14 protein-coding genes and 1 pseudogene are annotated in these 16686 nt (G+C 70.8%); 7 read left to right on the forward strand and 8 right to left on the reverse strand.

Features of this window, described 5'->3' with window-relative positions; all coding sequences use genetic code 11:
- The first annotated feature begins 3 nt into the window (after window positions 1–3).
- Window positions 4–921: a pyridoxal 5'-phosphate synthase lyase subunit PdxS gene (gene pdxS / locus KM427_RS00730; RefSeq protein ID WP_215525897.1), complete on the forward strand. Its 918-nt coding sequence runs from the start codon at window positions 4–6 to the stop codon at window positions 919–921.
- A 375-nt stretch (window positions 922–1296) separates the two neighbouring features.
- Here pdxS and KM427_RS00735 read toward each other — a convergent pair whose 3' ends face one another.
- The 7 genes and pseudogenes from KM427_RS00735 to KM427_RS00765 all read right to left on the reverse strand — a co-directional run bounded on the left by KM427_RS00735 (window position 1297) and on the right by KM427_RS00765 (window position 7605).
- Complete coding sequence (locus tag KM427_RS00735) at window positions 1297–2241, reverse strand: IS3 family transposase (RefSeq protein WP_215525898.1); 945 nt, start codon at window positions 2239–2241, stop codon at window positions 1297–1299.
- 72 nt (window positions 2242–2313) lie between these two features.
- On the reverse strand, window positions 2314–3384 hold the full coding sequence (locus tag KM427_RS00740; RefSeq protein WP_147915764.1) for an IS110 family RNA-guided transposase: 1071 nt from the start codon (window positions 3382–3384) through the stop codon (window positions 2314–2316).
- Window positions 3385–3619: 235 nt separating this feature from the next.
- Window positions 3620–3940 (reverse strand): annotated as a pseudogene (locus KM427_RS00745) (transposase); the annotation flags it as partial.
- On the reverse strand, window positions 3870–4370 hold the full coding sequence (locus KM427_RS00750; RefSeq protein WP_252274913.1) for an IS110 family transposase: 501 nt from the start codon (window positions 4368–4370) through the stop codon (window positions 3870–3872). The gene KM427_RS00750 and the pseudogene KM427_RS00745, both read right to left, overlap by 71 nt.
- A gap of 678 nt (window positions 4371–5048) precedes the next feature.
- Window positions 5049–5732, reverse strand: a complete 684-nt coding sequence (locus tag KM427_RS00755; RefSeq protein ID WP_215525900.1) for a 3-oxoacid CoA-transferase subunit B — start codon at window positions 5730–5732, stop codon at window positions 5049–5051.
- On the reverse strand, window positions 5729–6424 hold the full coding sequence (locus KM427_RS00760) for a 3-oxoacid CoA-transferase subunit A (RefSeq protein WP_215525901.1): 696 nt from the start codon (window positions 6422–6424) through the stop codon (window positions 5729–5731). Before KM427_RS00760 ends, KM427_RS00755 begins: the two co-directional genes overlap by 4 nt.
- The gene (locus tag KM427_RS00765) at window positions 6421–7605 is read right to left on the reverse strand and encodes a thiolase family protein (protein ID WP_215525902.1); all 1185 of its coding nucleotides are present in this window, start codon (window positions 7603–7605) and stop codon (window positions 6421–6423) included. Before KM427_RS00765 ends, KM427_RS00760 begins: the two co-directional genes overlap by 4 nt.
- A 72-nt stretch (window positions 7606–7677) precedes the next feature.
- On the opposite strand from KM427_RS00765, the gene KM427_RS00770 reads away from it, so the two are divergent.
- Entirely contained in the window at window positions 7678–8562 is an 885-nt protein-coding gene (locus tag KM427_RS00770) for a LysR family transcriptional regulator (RefSeq protein WP_215525903.1), read from the forward strand.
- A gap of 7 nt (window positions 8563–8569) precedes the next feature.
- On the opposite strand, the gene KM427_RS00775 is transcribed toward KM427_RS00770, so the two are convergent.
- A complete protein-coding gene (locus tag KM427_RS00775; RefSeq protein ID WP_215525904.1) occupies window positions 8570–9310 on the reverse strand; it encodes an IclR family transcriptional regulator in 741 nt (246 codons plus the stop codon).
- Between the two features lie 68 nt (window positions 9311–9378).
- On the opposite strand from KM427_RS00775, the gene pcaH reads away from it, so the two are divergent.
- From pcaH to KM427_RS00800, 5 genes are all read left to right on the forward strand, one after another.
- A complete protein-coding gene (pcaH, locus tag KM427_RS00780; protein WP_215525905.1) occupies window positions 9379–10152 on the forward strand; it encodes a protocatechuate 3,4-dioxygenase subunit beta in 774 nt (257 codons plus the stop codon).
- The gene (gene pcaG, locus KM427_RS00785) at window positions 10149–10697 is read left to right on the forward strand and encodes a protocatechuate 3,4-dioxygenase subunit alpha (RefSeq protein WP_215525906.1); all 549 of its coding nucleotides are present in this window, start codon (window positions 10149–10151) and stop codon (window positions 10695–10697) included. The genes pcaH and pcaG overlap by 4 nt, the downstream gene beginning before the upstream one ends.
- Window positions 10698–10702: 5 nt before the next feature.
- Window positions 10703–11896, forward strand: a complete 1194-nt coding sequence (locus KM427_RS00790) for a lyase family protein (protein ID WP_215525907.1) — start codon at window positions 10703–10705, stop codon at window positions 11894–11896.
- Window positions 11893–13056: a bifunctional 3-oxoadipate enol-lactonase/4-carboxymuconolactone decarboxylase PcaDC gene (pcaDC, locus tag KM427_RS00795; protein WP_215525908.1), complete on the forward strand. Its 1164-nt coding sequence runs from the start codon at window positions 11893–11895 to the stop codon at window positions 13054–13056. Before KM427_RS00790 ends, pcaDC begins: the two co-directional genes overlap by 4 nt.
- A gap of 403 nt (window positions 13057–13459) precedes the next feature.
- Window positions 13460–16606: a VldE C-terminal domain-containing protein gene (locus tag KM427_RS00800; protein ID WP_215525909.1), complete on the forward strand. Its 3147-nt coding sequence runs from the start codon at window positions 13460–13462 to the stop codon at window positions 16604–16606.
- Window positions 16607–16686: the final 80 nt, after the last annotated feature.

A 16686-nucleotide genomic window follows, 5' to 3' on the forward strand; every position in this document is an offset into this window, starting at 1 on the left:
TCAATGGCGCAAACTCTCGACAACCAACTTCCCCCTCCCGACCGTCACGGCACCACGCGCGTGAAGCGCGGGATGGCCGAGATGCTCAAGGGCGGCGTGATCATGGACGTCGTCACGCCCGAGCAGGCGAAGATCGCCGAGGACGCCGGCGCGGTCGCGGTGATGGCGCTGGAGCGGGTGCCGTCCGACATCCGGGCGCAGGGCGGGGTGTCGCGGATGAGCGACCCGGACATGATCGACGGCATCATCTCCGCGGTCTCGATCCCGGTGATGGCGAAGGCCCGGATCGGTCACTTCGCCGAGGCCCAGGTGCTGCAGAGCCTCGGTGTGGACTACGTCGACGAGTCGGAGGTGCTGACCCCGGCCGACTACGGGAACCACATCGACAAGTGGGCGTTCACGGTGCCGTTCGTGTGTGGTGCGACCAACCTGGGTGAGGCGCTGCGGCGGATCACCGAGGGTGCGGCGATGATCCGCTCCAAGGGTGAGGCGGGCACCGGCGACGTCTCGAACGCGGTGACGCACATGCGCACGATCCGCCGGGAGATCCGGCGCCTCGGTGCGCTGGAGGGCGATGAGCTCTACGTCGCGGCGAAGGAGCTGCAGGCGCCGTACGACCTGGTCAAGGAGGTCGCGGAGGCGGGCAAGCTGTCGGTGGTGCTGTTCACCGCGGGCGGGATCGCGACCCCCGCGGATGCGGCGATGATGATGCAGCTCGGGGCCGAGGGCGTGTTCGTGGGCTCGGGCATCTTCAAGTCGGGCAACCCGGCGCAGCGGGCCGAGGCGATCGTCAAGGCCACGACGTTCTTCGACGACCCCGAGATGGTCGCCAAGGTCTCCCGCGGCCTGGGCGAGGCCATGGTCGGCATCAGCGTGGACGACATCCCGGTGCCGCACCGCCTCGCCCAGCGCGGCTGGTGAGGCGGCAGGGCGACCCTGATGCTGGTTCAAGTGTTCTGACCACCGCACTGTGATGTCTCAGGACATCTGCGGAGGACGGGGGGTCGGCGTGGGGTCGTCCGATCCGGATGTGGCGCAGCTGACCGGCGACGCGCAGGATGACGGTGCCGGATCTGTCGACTTTGTCGGTGCGGACCCGGTCGTGGCTGTCGCCGGGGCGGTTCACTCTCCCATAAGCCGGCTGATCCAGCCCTGGGAGACCCCGTAGGTACGGGCCACCTCGGACTGGGAGGGCCGGCGAGAACAGCGGTGATGACCAGGCGGCGTGTCGACACTGCCGAGCACCGAGCCGGTCACCGCTCAAAGTGAATCGCCCCGGGTTTCGTGGAGGCTCGGTTAGTTGGAATCAGCCCCTGTGGGGACAGGTGCTTCAGGGTAGTGCTCGAGCGTGGTGCTGGCCCAGTGGTTGGACTCGAACTCCGCCGGTGGGACGAGCCCGATCTCGCCGTGAAGCCTCCTGTGGTTGAACCAGTCGACGTACTCGGCGACTGCTATCTCGACGTCGCGCACTGACTTCCAGCCGCCCTTGGGCCGCATCACCGGGTTGCGGATGCACTCGGCCTTGAACAGCGAGTTGAGCGCCTCGGCCATCGCGTTGTCGTAGGAGTCGCCTCGGCTGCCGACGGAGGCGACCGCCTCGGCCTCGGCGAGCCGCTCGGTGTAGCGAATCGCTCGATATTGCACGCCTCTGTCGCTGTGGTGGATCAGGCCGGTGAGGTCCTGCCCGGCCCGTTGCCGGGTCCACAGCCCCATGTCGAGGGCGTCGAGTGCCAGGTCGGTGCGCAGACTGGTCGACACCTGCCAGCCGACGATCATCCGGGAGAAGACGTCGAGGACGAACGCGACGTAGGTCCAGCCGGCATGGGTCCGGACGTAGGTCAGGTCCGCGACCCACAGCTGGTTAGGACCGGTCGCGAGGAACTTCCGCTTGACCAGATCCTCGGGCCGCTCGGTCTCCGCGCCATCGCCGATCGTGGTCTTGCGGGTCTTCTCCCGCGGGATCCCTCGCAGCCCTTCGGCCCGCATGAGCCGCTCCACGGTGCACCGGGCGACCTTGACGCCTTCGCGGTTGAGCTCGGCATGAATCTTTCGCGCGCCGTAGACACCAAGGTTCGCCTTGTGGGCGACCTTGATGTCGGTGACCAGCTCAGCGTCGCGCACCGCACGCGTCGACGGCGGCCTGGTCTTGGCGGCGTAGTAGCTGCTCGGGGCGATCTGCACGCCGGCGTCCTTCAGCACAGCGCAGATCGGCTCGACCCCGACCTCGCGCCCCTCGACCACGTCGTGGACGATGGGCGTCGATGTAGGCCACTACCTGCTGTTGGGGCGGTCGAGCTCCGCGATGCTCCTATGTCAAGCCGCGAGTTGAACAGGCGACGCGGCGGGCTGCTGGGCTGCACGTAGGTCGGCGCGAAGAGCCGCAAAGACGACATCGGAAAGGCGCCGGCGCAACAGCCTCAGGGCGGCTACGCGGTCCTTGCCGCGGGCCAACTGCTTGTCGAGGTAGGGCCGGCCCGGCCCGACGCCGCGGGCCTGGGTCACGGCGATCATGTGCAGGGCGCAGTTGACGGACCGATTGCCGCCTCGGTTGAGCCGAACCTTGCCCGCGCTGGATCCCGACCAGACCGGCACCGGCGCTGTGCCTGTGAAGCGGGCGTAGGCGTCCTTGTCGCGGAAGCGGTGCACTCCGGCTGTCTCGCCGACGATCACGGCTGCGGACAGCACGCCGCAGCCGGGGATCTCAAGTAGCGAGGGAGCGAGCCGACGAACCAGGTCCCGCAACTCTCGCTCGAGGTCGTTGATCTGTGTAGTCAGCTCCTGGCAGCGCAGCAGGTGTCGCCGGGCAAGCCTGGCCACGACGCCGTCGAAGCGTTCCAGTTCCGCCAGCAGCTCACGTACGACCTTCTGGCGTCGCAGGCCGCGGCTGGGGATCATCAGGTCCGGGTCCAGCTCGTGGAGGTGCCAGCGAACCTGTTGAGCGATGCGGGACCGCTGAACCACCAGGTCATGACGGTGATCAGACAGAAGCTTGACCTCACGCGCAGGTCCGTCCAGCTCAGCGACGGGAAGGTCGGGGTGACGTAGCGCAGCCAGGGCTACGGCCTCGGCGTCGATCGGGTCGGACTTACCAGGTTCGCGGCTGCTGCGGCGAGCACCGGCCATGAGCCGAGTCGGCACCCGCAGCACGCGTTGACCCGCAGCCAAGAGGTCGGATTCCAGCCGGCGGGTGAGGTGGCGGCAGTCCTCCAAGGCGAACCTGACGCCGTGCTCGTCGTGGTCGGCGAACTGTGTGGCCCACTCGACCAGCGCGAGGTGGCCCTCGGCGTTGGTCCGGACCGTCTTGGTGCCGAGTCTTCTGCCGACTTCGTCGAGCGCCACGACCGTGTGGGTGCGCTTGTGCGAGTCGGTGCCGATCATGACCATCCAGGGACCTCCTACGTCGACGGGCTATTCGGGCGCCCTGTCGGCAGCGAGGCGGGCACGCCTCAATTCAGCGCGAAACTCGCAGGCAGGCTCCTATCAAGCCACGCACCCGCTGCCGACAGGGCGCCCGACCGAGGCCGCACATCGGAGAGAAGCCACCGAGTGCCGTTCGTAACCCGGGGCAGCGAAGAAACGAGCGAACCCCGATCGGGCACGATCACTTTGACATTGACGCGAAGAAAGCCGAGGCCGTCTTCAAGATGTGGTTCGCCCGCCGCAGTTCACGGTTCTCGCGCTCGAGCTCGGCCAACCGCAGCGCATCACTGGACGTGGTGCCGGGCCGGGCGCCGCCGTCGATCTCGGCCTGCCGAACCCAGCTCCGCAACGTCTCCCGATGTATCCCGAGCTGCTCAGCCACTCGAGCGATCGCGCCTACCTTCGTCGCTGGATCAGCACGCAGCTCCACCGCCATCCGGGTCGCCCGATTACGCAGCTCGTCGGGGTACTTCTTCGGTGCTGCCATGACTCTCATCCTCCATGGATTGAGAGCCTCCATCAGACCCGGGGCGATTCAAGTCACCACGACAGTCCTCACGTGCCCGCACCAGATCACGGGCGGCCTCCTGGTCGACGCTGGGGATCGCCACCGCGGTGATCTCGTCCAGTCGCAGCAGTCGAGCGAGATGGATCGCGTCCTTGGCATCGGTCTTCACCCGATCGCCCGACGGCTTCTGCAACTTCGATGGCGCCCCGACCTCGCATCGGATCCCGGCCGCGGTCAATGCTCGTGACAGACCGAAGCCGGTCGGGCCGGCCTCGTAGGTCACCGCCACCGGGCCTGGCAGGCCATGGATCCAGGACTTGATGTGCTCGTGTGACGGGGTCAGCTTCGCTTGAATGAGCTCGCCCGTGACGCCGTCGATCGCTGCTGCCGCGACCGATCGTGCGTGCACGTCGAGCCCAACACTCGTACGCTCGGTAAACACCGGGGCCTCCCACAACTGTCGGATAGGCCGAGCAGGTGGCCCCTGCTCGGTAACCCACGAACATGTGTGAGTGAGGCCCCGGCCCGCAACCACTCAGTCGCCCCGAGTGGTCACCACATACCGTCTAGAGGACGGACCGAAACTCTGCGGTGTGACGGCGGCCCGACAGTCGAAACCTGACATCGCCAACGACAGCATCTATGGCCTCAACACGCTCTTCACGCCCGACCCGACAAGGCCGTCCACGTGGCTCGCTGGCTGCAGGCGGGAACACTCGGTAGTAACGCCTTCTGCACCGACTTCACGATCGTCGCCGGGGGATTCAGGGAGTCCGGCCTCGGCCGTGAAGGTTGCCTCGAAGGGTCGCGGGCATACCCGGAGCCCAGGACCGTCATCCTCAACGCCATCCCCACCGAGGAGCTCGCCCCTGTCCGGACTAGCCTGCCTCTGGGAGCGGTGAAGCTTCTTCGAGAATGTGGCGCAAGGGGCGGCTTCTCTGAAACAGAGCGCTCGCTCCGATCTATGCCGAACGCACCGCCAGCGAGGGCGACCGGTTCGGTCCTCTCCGGGAGCCAGTCGGCGTGTGGGAACCGGTCCGCCTAATTGGGGCCCGCAGGGCGCATGCTTGGTCGCGCACGCCGATCAGGGACTAAGGTAAAACGTCGCGGGGAGAGTTGGCTACCTGGTCAGTACGTCGAGCCGCTGCGCCAACTCGGCGACGGTGGTGCCGAAGGTCTCGCGGACGAGGGCGCCGCCGGGGCCGACGTCGATCACCGCGAGGTCGGTGTAGACGCGGCTGACGCAGCCGACGCCGGTCAGCGGGTAGCTGCACGACGGCACCAGCTTCGGGCGGCCCTGCTTGTCGAAGAGCGTCATCATCACGAACACCTGCTTGGCGCCGACGGCGAGGTCCATCGCGCCGCCCACGGCGGGGATCGCGTCCGGCGCTCCGGTGTGCCAGTTGGCGAGGTCGCCGTTCGCGGCGACCTGGTAGGCGCCGAGCACGCACACGTCGAGGTGGCCGCCGCGCATCATCGCGAACGAGTCGGCGTGATGGAAGTACGACGCCCCGGGCAGCTCGGTCACGGGGACCTTGCCGGCGTTGGTCAGGTCGGGGTCGACGTCGTCACCGTGCGCCACCGGGCCCATGCCGAGCATGCCGTTCTCGGTGTGCAGCACGACGCCGAGCTCGTCGGGAAGGTGGTCGCCGATCTTGGTGGGCTGGCCGATCCCGAGGTTGACGAAGGAGCCCGCGGGGATGTCGCGGGCGATGACGGCGGCGAGCTCGTCCATCGACAACGGGCCACGGTCGTGCTCGGTGGCGCCTGCGACCGCGAGCGCGGAGTCGGCCTGGCTGGTCATCGAGCCCCCTGGACGGTGTAGCGGCGGGCCTCGACGGCCACGACGCGGTCGACGTAGATGCTCGGTGTCACGACGGCCTCGGGGTCGAGGGTGCCGACCGGCACGACCTCGTCGACCTGGACGATCGTGGTCGTGGCGGCGGTGGCCATTACCGGGCCGAAGTTGCGGGCGGTCTTGTTGTAAACGAGGTTGCCCATGCCGTCGGCGCGGTGGGCGGAGATCAGGGCGTAGTCGCCGCGGATCGGGTACTCGAGGAGGTACTCGCGGCGGTCGATCACCCGCGACTCCTTGCCCTCGGCGAGCGGGGTGCCGACCGCGGTGGGGCAGTAGAAGGCGCCGATGCCGGCGCCCGCTGCGCGCATCCGCTCGGCGAGGTTGCCCTGTGGCACGACCTCGAGCTCGACCTTCCCGGCGCGGTAGAGCTCGTCGAACACGTAGGAGTCCACCTGCCGCGGGAACGAGCAGAGCACCTTGCGGACCTGGCCGGCCTTGAGCAGTGCGGCCAGGCCGACGTCGCCGTTGCCGGCGTTGTTGGCGACGATCGTGAGGTCCTTCGCGCCCTGCCGGATAAGGGCGTCGATCAGGTCGAACGGCATCCCGGCCAGGCCGAACCCGCCGACCAGGACGGTGCTGCCGTCCTCGATGTCGGCGACCGCCTCGTCGACCCCGTCGAACACCTGCGTCCGGCTCATGCCGAAGCCTCCACGTTCTCGAGCACGACGGCGAGGGCCTGGCCGACGCCGATGCAGATGGCGGCGACGCCGTACCGCTGGTTCTCCTCGCGGAGCCGCTTCGCCAGGGTGCCGACCAGGCGGGCGCCCGAGGCGCCCAGGGGGTGGCCGATCGCGATCGCGCCGCCGCGGGCGTTGACGATGTCGGGGTCGACCTTCCAGGCGTCGACGCACGCGAGCGCCTGTACGGCGAACGCCTCGTTCAGCTCGACCGCGCCGACCTGGTCCCAGCCGATGCCCGCCCGGGACAGCGCGATGTTCGCGGCCTCGACCGGGGCGTAGCCGAAGGCCTGGGGCTCGAGGGCGTAGGCGCCGCGGCCGGCGATCCGGGCCTGTGGCTCGAGGCCGAGCGTGGTGGCCGCGGCCTCGGAGCCGAGCAGGACGGCGGCGGCGCCGTCGTTGAGGGGCGAGGCGTTGCCCGCGGTGATGGTGCCGTCGGTGCGGAAGACCGGCTTGAGGCCCGCGAGGGTCTCCGGCGTCGAGCCGGGGCGGATGCCCTCGTCGCGGGTCAGGTCGCCGGCGGGGACGACCAGGTCGTCGTAGAAGCCGTCGTCCCAGGCGGTCGCGGCGAGCTGGTGCGACCGGGCCGCGAACTCGTCCTGCCGCTCGCGGGAGATGCCGAACCGATCCTGGAGCTGTTCGTTGGCCTCGCCGAGCGAGACGGTCCACTCCTGCGGCATCCGCTTGTTGACCAGCCGCCATCCGAGCGTGGTCGAGACGGCCGTGGTGTCGCCGGCGGGGAAGGCCCGCTCGGGCTTCGGAAGCACCCACGGGGCGCGGGTCATCGACTCCACCCCGCCGACCACGACGACCTCGGCGTCGCCGGTCTCGACGGTGCGGGAGCCGATGATCGCCGCGTCCAGGGACGATCCGCACAGCCGGTTGACCGTGGTGGCCGGGATCGACACGGGGAGCCCGGCGAGCAGCACGGCCATCCGGCCGACGTTGCGGTTGTCCTCGCCGGCCTGGTTGGCGCAGCCCCACACGACCTCGTCGATCGCGGCGCTGTCGCCGCCGGGCGCCGTGGCGAGGAGGCCGGTGAGGACGGACGCGGCGAGGTCGTCGGGGCGGGTGCTCGCCAGTGCGCCGTTGAACCGGCCGAACGGGGTGCGAGTCGCTGTGTAGACGTAGGCGGAGGTCACGTTCTCGACGGTAGGTGGACTGCTTGTTAATGTGAAGGATCAATATTGATACCAATTGAGACGAATACACATATGGATCTGGTGCGGCACCTCCAGGCGTTCGTCGTCGTCGCGGAGGAGATGCACTTCGGCCGGGCGGCCGAGCGGCTGCACATCGCGCAGCCGCCGCTGTCCCAGCAGATCCGCCGGCTCGAGGCCGACCTCGGCGTCGAGCTGTTCAGCCGGACCACCCGCCGGGTCGACCTGACCGCCGCCGGCGCGGCCTATCTCGAGCGGGCGCGCGCGATCCTCGACGCGGTGGACGCGGCGGCCGAGGAGGCGCGACGCGTGGCGGCCGGCGCGACCGGCCACCTGACCATCGGCTGCGTCGGATCCGCGACCTACAGCCTGATCCCCGCCCTGTCGCGGCGCCTGGCCGACGAGCTCCCGGGGGTCGAGTTCTCCTTCCGCGGGGAGATGCTCGTGGCCGACCAGCTGACCGCGCTGCACGACGGCACCATCGACCTCGCGCTGCTCCGCCCGCCGGTGTCCGACGGCACGCTGGCCGTGACTCCGCTGCGCAAGGAGCGGCTCGTGGTCGCCGTACCGTCGGGGCACGCGCTGGCGCAGCGTCGCCAGCTCCGGGTCGCCGACCTCGCCGACGCCGACCTGATCGTGCACTCCGCCGGCCGCCGCTCCGCGATGTACGACGTCGTGCTGCGCCTCTTCCGCGACGCCGGCCACACCCCGCGGATCCGCCACGAGGTCGGCGAGACCTCGACCCTCGCCACCCTGGTCGCCGGCGGCCTCGGCGTCGCCGTCGTCCCCGAGCCGGTCAGCGCGCTCGCCCTCGACGGCCTGGAGTTCCGGCCGCTCGTGCGCCCCACCGCCTCGGTCGAGCTGGCCATGGCCTACCGAGCCGAGCGCTCCGAGCCGCACCTGGTGCGGACGGTGAACCTGGTCCGACGCCTGGTCTGACAGTCGCTCAAAGGGTCCGGCCGATGCCCTGCGCGGCCACCTGGAGAGCGGACACCGCCCGGCCGCGGTCGCGCTCGAGGTTCTCCACGACGACGCCGATCGCGGCGACCACCTCCTCCCCCCGCCGCACGGGTACGGCGACCGAGAAGGCCCCGAGGGACATCTCCTGCTCGGTGGTGGCCCATCCCTGCCGGCGGATCCGCTCCAGCTGGGCGTCGAGCGCCCGCGGGTCGGTGATGGTGTGCGGCGTGACCGCCGTCAGGTCGGCCAGCACGCGTCGCCGTACGTCATCGGGAGCGTGGGCCAGCAGCACCTTGCCGACGCCCGTGGCGTGGAGGGGCAGCCGCGACCCGATCCGGTGCACGGTCGTCACCGACGCGCGGCCGGACAGGCTCTCGAGGTAGAGCACGACGTCGTCCTCGCGGACCGCGAGGTGGACCGCCGCCAGCGACGCGGCGAAGAGGTCGTGCAGGAACGGCGAGGCGGCCTCCCGCAACGACGCCTGTACCGGGGCGAGCAGCCCGATGTCCCACAGGTGGCGGCCGATGACGTAGTCGCTTCCGTCCTTGGCGAGCAGGCCCTGCGCGACCAGCTCGGCGACCATCCGGTGCGTCGTGGACAAGGGGAGGCCCGAGCGGCGGGCGATCGCGGTGAGCGGCAGGTGCCGGTGGGTCGGGTCAAACGCGTCGAGCAGGTCGACCACGCGACCGACCACGCTCGCGCCCGGTTTCCGCGTGTTCCCAGCCATGCGCGCATACTTCCACTCAGTGGAAGTCCGCCGCCAGCGCGGCCGGGACCCGACCTAGCGTCAGCGCCATGAGCACGACCCCCGACCCGGAGCTGCAGAGCGCGATCAGCGCCGAGATCGAGGCGGTCGCCACCGCCGCTGCACACGCCGGCGGCGACGAGGACCAGCCGCGGCGCGACTACCCGCCGTACCGCTCGAGCCGGCTGCGCCACCCCACCAAGGACCTGCACCACGCCGACCCGGAGACCATCGAGCGCTGGGCGCCGTGCTTCGGCGAGTGGGACGTCGACCCGCTCGAGGCCGACCTCACGATCGGGCACGCGGGCGAGCCGCTCGGCGAGCGGATCACCTTGAGCGGCCGGGTCGTCGACGGCGAGGGCCGTCCCGTCCGCCGGCAGCTGGTGGAGATCTGGCAGGCCAACGCGGGCGGGCGCTACGTGCACAAGCGCGACCAGCACCCGGCCCCGCTCGACCCGAACTTCACAGGGGCCGGCCGCTGCCTGACCGACGACGACGGCAGCTACCGGTTCACCACGATCAAGCCCGGCCCCTACCCGTGGCGCAACCACCGCAACGCCTGGCGGCCGGCGCACATCCACTTCTCCCTGTTCGGCACCGACTTCACCCAGCGCCTGGTCACCCAGATGTACTTCCCCGGCGACCCGCTGTTCGCGCTCGACCCGATCTACCAGGCGATCACCGACGCCAAGGCACGCGAGCGGCTCGTGGCGACGTACGACCACGACCTGACGACGCCCGAGTGGGCGACCGGCTACCGCTGGGACATCGTGCTGACCGGCGCCACCCCGACCTACCTCGAGCCCGAAGGAGCCGACCTGTGACGCTCGCACCCACGCCCGGACAGACCGTCGGGCCGTTCTTCCACTACGGCCTTCCGTACGACGGCGACCGCGACCTCGTCCCGCCGGGCTCCGCCGGCGCCGTGCTGCTGCACGGTGTCGTGCTCGACGGCGACGAGGCCCCGGTCCCCGACGCGCTGGTCGAGATCTGGCAGGCCCGCCCCGACGGCACGGTCCCGCAGGAGCCGGGCTCGATCCGCCGGGACGGCTGGACGTTCACCGGCTTCGGCCGGGCCTCGACCGGCCGCGACGGCCGCTACGCGTTCAGCACGCTGGTGCCGGGCGCGACCGACGCCGGACGGCCACCGTTCTGGGCGGTCACCGTGTTCGCTCGCGGGTTGCTCGACCGGCTCTTCACGCGCGCCTACCTACCTTTGTCGGACCTGGATGCCGACCCGTTCCTCGCGTCGGTGCCCGAGGAGCGGCGGTCGACGCTGCTGGCCGTCGCGGACGACCGCGGCTTCCGGTTCGACATCCGGATCCAGGGGGCGGACGAGACGGTCTTCCTGCGCTTCCCCGGGCAGTGAGCGTCATGGGCGACCTGTTCTGGCCCGGCGCCGAGCGGGCCGGCGGCCTGCTCGGCGACGAGGCGTTCCTGGACGCGCTGGTGGCCGTCGAGCAGGCGTGGCTCGACGCGCTCGTCGGGGCCGGACTGGCTCCGGAGGGCACGGACCTGACGGGGATGCTGGACGCCGAGGACGTGGTCGCGGTCGCGGCGGCGGCGGAGGCGGGCGGCAACCCCGCGCAGCCGGTGGTCACGCTGCTGCGCGAGCGCTCGGGCAACGCGTGGGTGCATCGCGGGCTCACCAGCCAGGACGTCGTCGACACCGCTCTCGCGCTCTGCCTCCGCGACGTCCGGGGCCGGCTGCGCGAGGAGCTGCGGGCTCAGGTCGTGGCACTGGTGGCGCAGGCCGATGCCCACCGCTCCACGCTCATGGCCGCCCGGACCCTGACCCAGCACGCCGTACCCACCACGTTCGGCCGCAAGGCCGCCGGCTGGCTGGACGGCGTGCTCGCGGCGGCCGCCCGGGTCGACGACGTCGCGCTGCCGGCCCAGCTGGGCGGCGCGGCCGGCACGCTGTCGGCTGTCGTCGAGCTGGCCGGATCACCCGCGGCCGCCTCTGCCTTGGTCCGTACGGCGACTCAGCGACTCGGCCTCGAGCAGCGGCCCCCGTGGCACACCTCCCGCGGGCCGGTCACGGCAGCCGGTGACGCCCTGGTCGCCTGCACCGACGCGTGGGGCCGGGTCGCGACCGACGTCGTGACCCTCGCCCGGCCGGAGATCGGGGAGCTCGCCGAGCCGAGCCCGGGTGGCTCGTCGACGATGCCGCACAAGCAGAACCCCGTGCTGTCCGTGCTGATCCGCCGCGCCGCCCTGACCACCCCCGGGCTCGCCGCCACACTGCACACCGCCTCCGCCCTCGCCGGCGACGAGCGCCCCGACGGCGCCTGGCACGCGGAGTGGGCGACCCTGCGCGACCTCGGCCGGCGCACCGTGGTCGCGGCGTCGCACGCGACGGAGCTGCTGGCCGGCCTGAGCGTGGACACCGAGCGGATGGCCGCCACCACGCGCGCTCACTGGGCCGACCTCACCGCCGAGCGGGACGCGATCGCCCGCTTCGCCGGGGTCGAGCCCTCGGCCGGCGACTACCTCGGCACCACCGACACCTTCATCGACGCGGTCCTCGACCGTGCCCGGACCTTCCTCGAGGAGCAGCAGCAATGACGATCCCGAAGATCACCGGAGTCGAGCTCGCCGGCGACGCCTCGAAGCCGCTCCTCGTCGTCGGTCCGTCCCTCGGCGCCGCGGTCACCGCGCTCTGGTCCGGCGCCGCAACCGTCCTCGGTGAGCACTTCCACGTCGTCGGCTGGGACCTCCCCGGCCACGGCAGCACCCCCGCCGGCGACGCGTTCACGATGAAGGACCTCGCCGCCGGCGTGCTCGCGTTCGTCGACGGCGCCCGCCGTGCGCGCGACGACCAGCGCCCGTTCGCCTACGCCGGGGTCTCGGCCGGCGGCGCGATCGGCCTCCAGATGATGCTCGACGCGCCGACGGAGATCCGCGCAGCCGCCCTCCTCTGCACGGGCGCGCAGATAGGCACCGCCGACGGCTGGCACGAGCGCGCCGCCACCGTGCGCGCCAGCGGCACGCCGTCGATGGTCACCGGGTCGGTGCAGCGCTGGTTCGCGCCCGGCTTCCTCCAGCGCGATCCCGCCACGAGCAGCGCCCTGCTCGAGTCGCTCCAGCACGCCGACGCCGAGGGCTACGCACAGGTCTGCGAGGCGCTCGCGGACTTCGACGTGCGCGACCGGCTGGCCGACATCACCACGCCGGTGCTGGCCGTCGCAGGAGCCCAGGACGACCCGACACCCCCAGCGAGCCTGCAGGCGATCGCCGCCGGTGTGGCGGAGGGGCGTGTCGTCATACTCGACGACGTGGCGCACCTGGCGCCCGCCGAGGCCCCCGACCGCGTCGCCCGGCTGCTGCGCGACCACCTGCTGCCGTCGCCGACGATGCGGGAGGTCTACGACGCCGGCATGATGGTGCGCCGCGAGGTGCTCGGCGACGCCCACGTCGACCGCGCGACCGCCACGACCACGCCGTTCACCGAGGACTTCCAGGAGCTGATCACCCAGTACGCCTGGGGCACGATCTGGACCCGCCCCGGCCTCGACCGCCGCAGCCGCTCGATGATCACGCTGACCGCCCTCATCGCCCGCGGCCACCACGAGGAGCTCGCGATGCACGTGCGGGCGGCCGTCAACAACGGGCTCACCGCGGACGAGATCAAGGAGGTCATCCTCCAATCTGCGATCTACACCGGAGTCCCCGACGCCAACACGGCCTTCCAGATCGCGCACGACACCCTCGCCAATCGTCACTAGGCCGAAGATGACTTAAGTCAGGCAGCAGCAGCGTCCGGTGTAGTTGGACAGCCGGATAGCCGCGGCTTGGTCATAGGCGGTGGGTTCGCGTTGAGGCGGTAGCCGAGTGCTTCGAACTCTCGATATGGCTCCGCACAATCCTATTCCTTGGCGTCGGTGTCGACCTTGGCGGGCCGTGTGATCGCTGCCCAGGCCGCTATAGGAGGATTCGGGGTCCGCCTGTCTAGGCGGTCCAGACAATGATGAGAGTTGAGCGGCCGGACTGCGACCACGGCCGTCCTGCCGCCGTGCAAGTCCAGTTGTTCCGCCGTGGACGTCCGCATCCGGGGTCCTGAACCCAAGATTCAGGAACCTGGGCCAGGCCAGGTGATCGCCGCGAACCTCCGTCGCCACTTAGGAGAACGTGAGGAAACTGCTGCTTGCCGGGCTGCCGCCCCTAATCATCTTCCTGGGCGTGCCATTCGTCGTGACCCTGATGGTGGTCATGACCACGACCGCGGCCGCCGAGTGCCGCACCCAGAGCAGCGACGGCTCGACACCCACCGAGTTTGGCGACCTCGGAGCCATCGACGGCCCCGTGGGCGTGCCGGTCAAGGGCAAGATCACCATGTCCCAGGCCAACATCCCGCGCCGCTCCGGCCTCGCCGGGTTCCGGGCCTCGATGCCGCGGGTGCTCTCAACCAACCCCGACTTCGTCACCCTCAATGAGGCCAGCGGCTGGAGCCTGGCACAGATCGAGGCCGCAGCCCCGGGCTACGACGCCTTCCGAGTGTCGACACCGTCGGAGTCCGGTGCCGGTGCCGAGCAGGCCATGGGCAACGTCGTGCTCTGGAAGCGGTCCACCTGGACCAAGGCCAACGGCGGCCGCGTCCAGCTCGTCGACGACGACAAGACCTTCTACGACGGTCGGCCCGTCACCTGGGACCGGTTCGCGACCTGGGTGATCCTCGAACGCGCCGACGGCGCCGTGGTGTCGGTGGTCTCCACCCACCACATGACCAACCCGCACCGCTGGCCAAAGCAGCACGGCAACCCGCCGCTGACCCGCCCCCAGCAGTACGGCGCCGGGATGGACATCCTGCTGCAGCTGCGCAACTCGCTCGCCGCGCACGGCCCGGTGCTCGTCGGCGGCGACATGAACACCCAGGCCTCCTACACCGACCTGCCGTGGGCGGCCGCGGCGAAGATGAAGGGCGCCGGCTACGGCTGGCACAACCACGGCGTCGACTTCATCTTCTTCCCCCAGCACCAGGGCGTCCGGCTCGAGCAGGGCTGGGACGGCACGATGGTGTCGGACCACCACTGGCTCTCCGCGCGGATCGCCATGAACGGCGCCGGCCCCGAGAGCGCAACTGAGCCCGCGGCCAGCAGCGACGGTGTCGTGAACGTCGCCCACACCTCGAGGACGTCCGCCGCGCCGCCGGCCGGCGACGTGCTCGCCCAGCTGATGCGGCTGCGGTTCGCCTCCAGCTACCCGACCATGACCGCCGAGCAGGCACGCAACGCGATCACCATCGCCCAGGTCGCCCGCGACCTCCAGATTCCCCGCCGCGGCCTGCAGATCGCGATCGCCACGGCGATCCAGGAGTCCAAGCTGGTCAACCTCAGCAGCGGCGACCGAGACTCCCTCGGCCTGTTCCAGCAGCGCCCGTCCACCGGGTGGGGGAGCCGAGCCGAGATCACCACCCCGGTGCTCGCCGCCCGCGCGTTCTTCGGCGAGGCCCAGCACACCGGGAACCCCGGCCTGCTCGACATCCCCGGCTGGCAGGACATGACTCTCACCCAGGCCGCCCAGGCCGTGCAGCGCTCCGGCTACCCCGACGCCTACGCCCAATGGGAGGACGTCGCCGGCGACATCACCGACCTGCTCGGCGGAGACCTGCCCGACCTGCCCGACGGCGGCTCCACCACCAACGTCGCCAACTGCCAGGGCGACACCGTCAACCCGATCACCGTGGGCACCCTCAACCTGCTCGGTGCCGGCCACACCGACCAGCCCGGCGAGCGACCGGGCTACGACACCTGGGACAAGCGACTGCCCGGCGCCATGCGGACCATCGAGAACGCCGGCGTCTCGATCGCCGGCCTCCAGGAGGTCCACCCGCCCCAGGCCAAGGCCCTGGCCAACCAGTACGCCGCCAAGTGGGGCATGTACCCGGCCACCGGGAAGGCCCAGAACCGGGTGGTCTGGGACCGCAACGAGTGGGAGCAGACCGACGCCCGTCTCGTCGACATCCCCTACTTCGGCGGCAAGGACACCGGCATGCCGCTGGTCCAGCTCACCGGCACAGCTGGCGGCCCCAGCGCCGGGCAGGTCATCTGGGTCTGGAGCATCCACAACCCCGCGGACACCCAGGGGAACGCCGCGGGGCACCGCAAGGAGGCACTCCGCCGCCAGCTGGCCACGATGACCGAGCTCTCCGGCACCGGCACCCCGGCGGTGATCCTGGGCGACTTCAACGACGGCAAGGACGGCAACGACTCCTCGCACTGCGCCCTGACCCCCGAGCTGACCAACGCCTTCGGCGGGTCGGCCGAGCCCTGCAAGAAGCCCAAGCCGGACGCGCCGATCGACCACGTCTACGGCACCAACCTCACCTGGGCCAGCGCCGAGGTCGACAACAGCACCAAGGCCAGCAAGCTTGCCGACCACCCGCTCGTGACCGCCACGACCGCCGGGAGCAGCGCCGGGTGCGCCGTCGCCACCGAGACCAACTACAACCTCGGGCCGGTCAAGCCCCAGCTGACCCAGCTGGTCAACATCCTCGGCCCCATGTTCGGCATCAAGACCGTCGGCGGCTACCGCGCGAGCGCCACCGATCCCAACGGCCACCCCGCCGGCCTCGCCGCCGACTTCATGGTCCCGCTGACGCCCGCGGGCAAGGCCCAAGGAGACGCCCTCGCGGCCTACGCCCAGGCCCACGCCCGCCAGCTCGGCATCGACTACATCATGTGGTACCAGCGGATCTGGTCCGTCGCCCGAGCCGACGAGGGCTGGCGACGGATGGAGGACCGCGGCTCCGCTACCGCCAACCACATGGACCACCCGCACATCAACGTGCTGCCCAACGCCAAGGTCTCACCTGTCGGCCTCGAGGGCGCGAGCTGTGACGAGGTGGTCTACCCGGTGCCGGCGAAGTACATCGGCTCCGACAACCACAACTGGCACGAGACCGGCCCCTACTGGTCCAACTGGCACACCGGCACCGACTTCTCTGCGCCCTGCGGCACCACCGTCTACGCCGCCCACGCCGGCACCATCGAGATCGACACCACCCAGGGCTGGGCCGGCCCTCAGCTGGTCAAGGTCACCACCGGCGCAGGATCGCTAACCACCTGGTACGCCCACATGCAGAACATCAGCGTGAGCCGCGGCCAGACCGTCGCTGCCGGCGAGCCGATCGGGCAGGTCGGCAAGGAGGGCAACGTCTCGGGCTGCCACCTCCACTTCGAGGTCCACCTCAAGAACGGCTCGATCTACGGCCCCGACAACGTCGACCCGTCCACCTGGCTCGCCGAGAACGCCTCGCGCCCCAGTCGCGCCGTGTGATCGCACCGGAGGGCTGATCGCACATAGGTGACCAGCGAGGCCCAACGACCCACGACCGCCCGGAGGTGGCCCACCGATGC

Origin of the sequence: Nocardioides sp. LMS-CY, from assembly GCF_018732145.1 — a bacterium.
In the GTDB taxonomy this organism is placed as follows: Bacteria; Actinomycetota; Actinomycetes; order Propionibacteriales; family Nocardioidaceae; genus Nocardioides; species Nocardioides soli.

Bases quoted from the DNA above. Each gene is read 5' to 3' on its own strand.
- KM427_RS00740 (WP_147915764.1), bottom strand. From the start codon at position 3,384: ATGGTCATGATCGGCACCGACTCGCACAAGCGCACCCACACGGTCGTG.
- KM427_RS00775 (WP_215525904.1), bottom strand. From the start codon at position 9,310: ATGGCTGGGAACACGCGGAAACCGGGCGCGAGCGTGGTCGGTCGCGTG.
- KM427_RS00770 (WP_215525903.1), top strand. From the start codon at position 7,678: ATGGATCTGGTGCGGCACCTCCAGGCGTTCGTCGTCGTCGCGGAGGAG.
- pcaH (WP_215525905.1), top strand. From the start codon at position 9,379: ATGAGCACGACCCCCGACCCGGAGCTGCAGAGCGCGATCAGCGCCGAG.
- KM427_RS00755 (WP_215525900.1), bottom strand. From the start codon at position 5,732: ATGACCAGCCAGGCCGACTCCGCGCTCGCGGTCGCAGGCGCCACCGAG.
- KM427_RS00760 (WP_215525901.1), bottom strand. From the start codon at position 6,424: ATGAGCCGGACGCAGGTGTTCGACGGGGTCGACGAGGCGGTCGCCGAC.
- pcaDC (WP_215525908.1), top strand. From the start codon at position 11,893: ATGACGATCCCGAAGATCACCGGAGTCGAGCTCGCCGGCGACGCCTCG.
- pdxS (WP_215525897.1), top strand. From the start codon at position 4: ATGGCGCAAACTCTCGACAACCAACTTCCCCCTCCCGACCGTCACGGC.
- KM427_RS00790 (WP_215525907.1), top strand. From the start codon at position 10,703: ATGGGCGACCTGTTCTGGCCCGGCGCCGAGCGGGCCGGCGGCCTGCTC.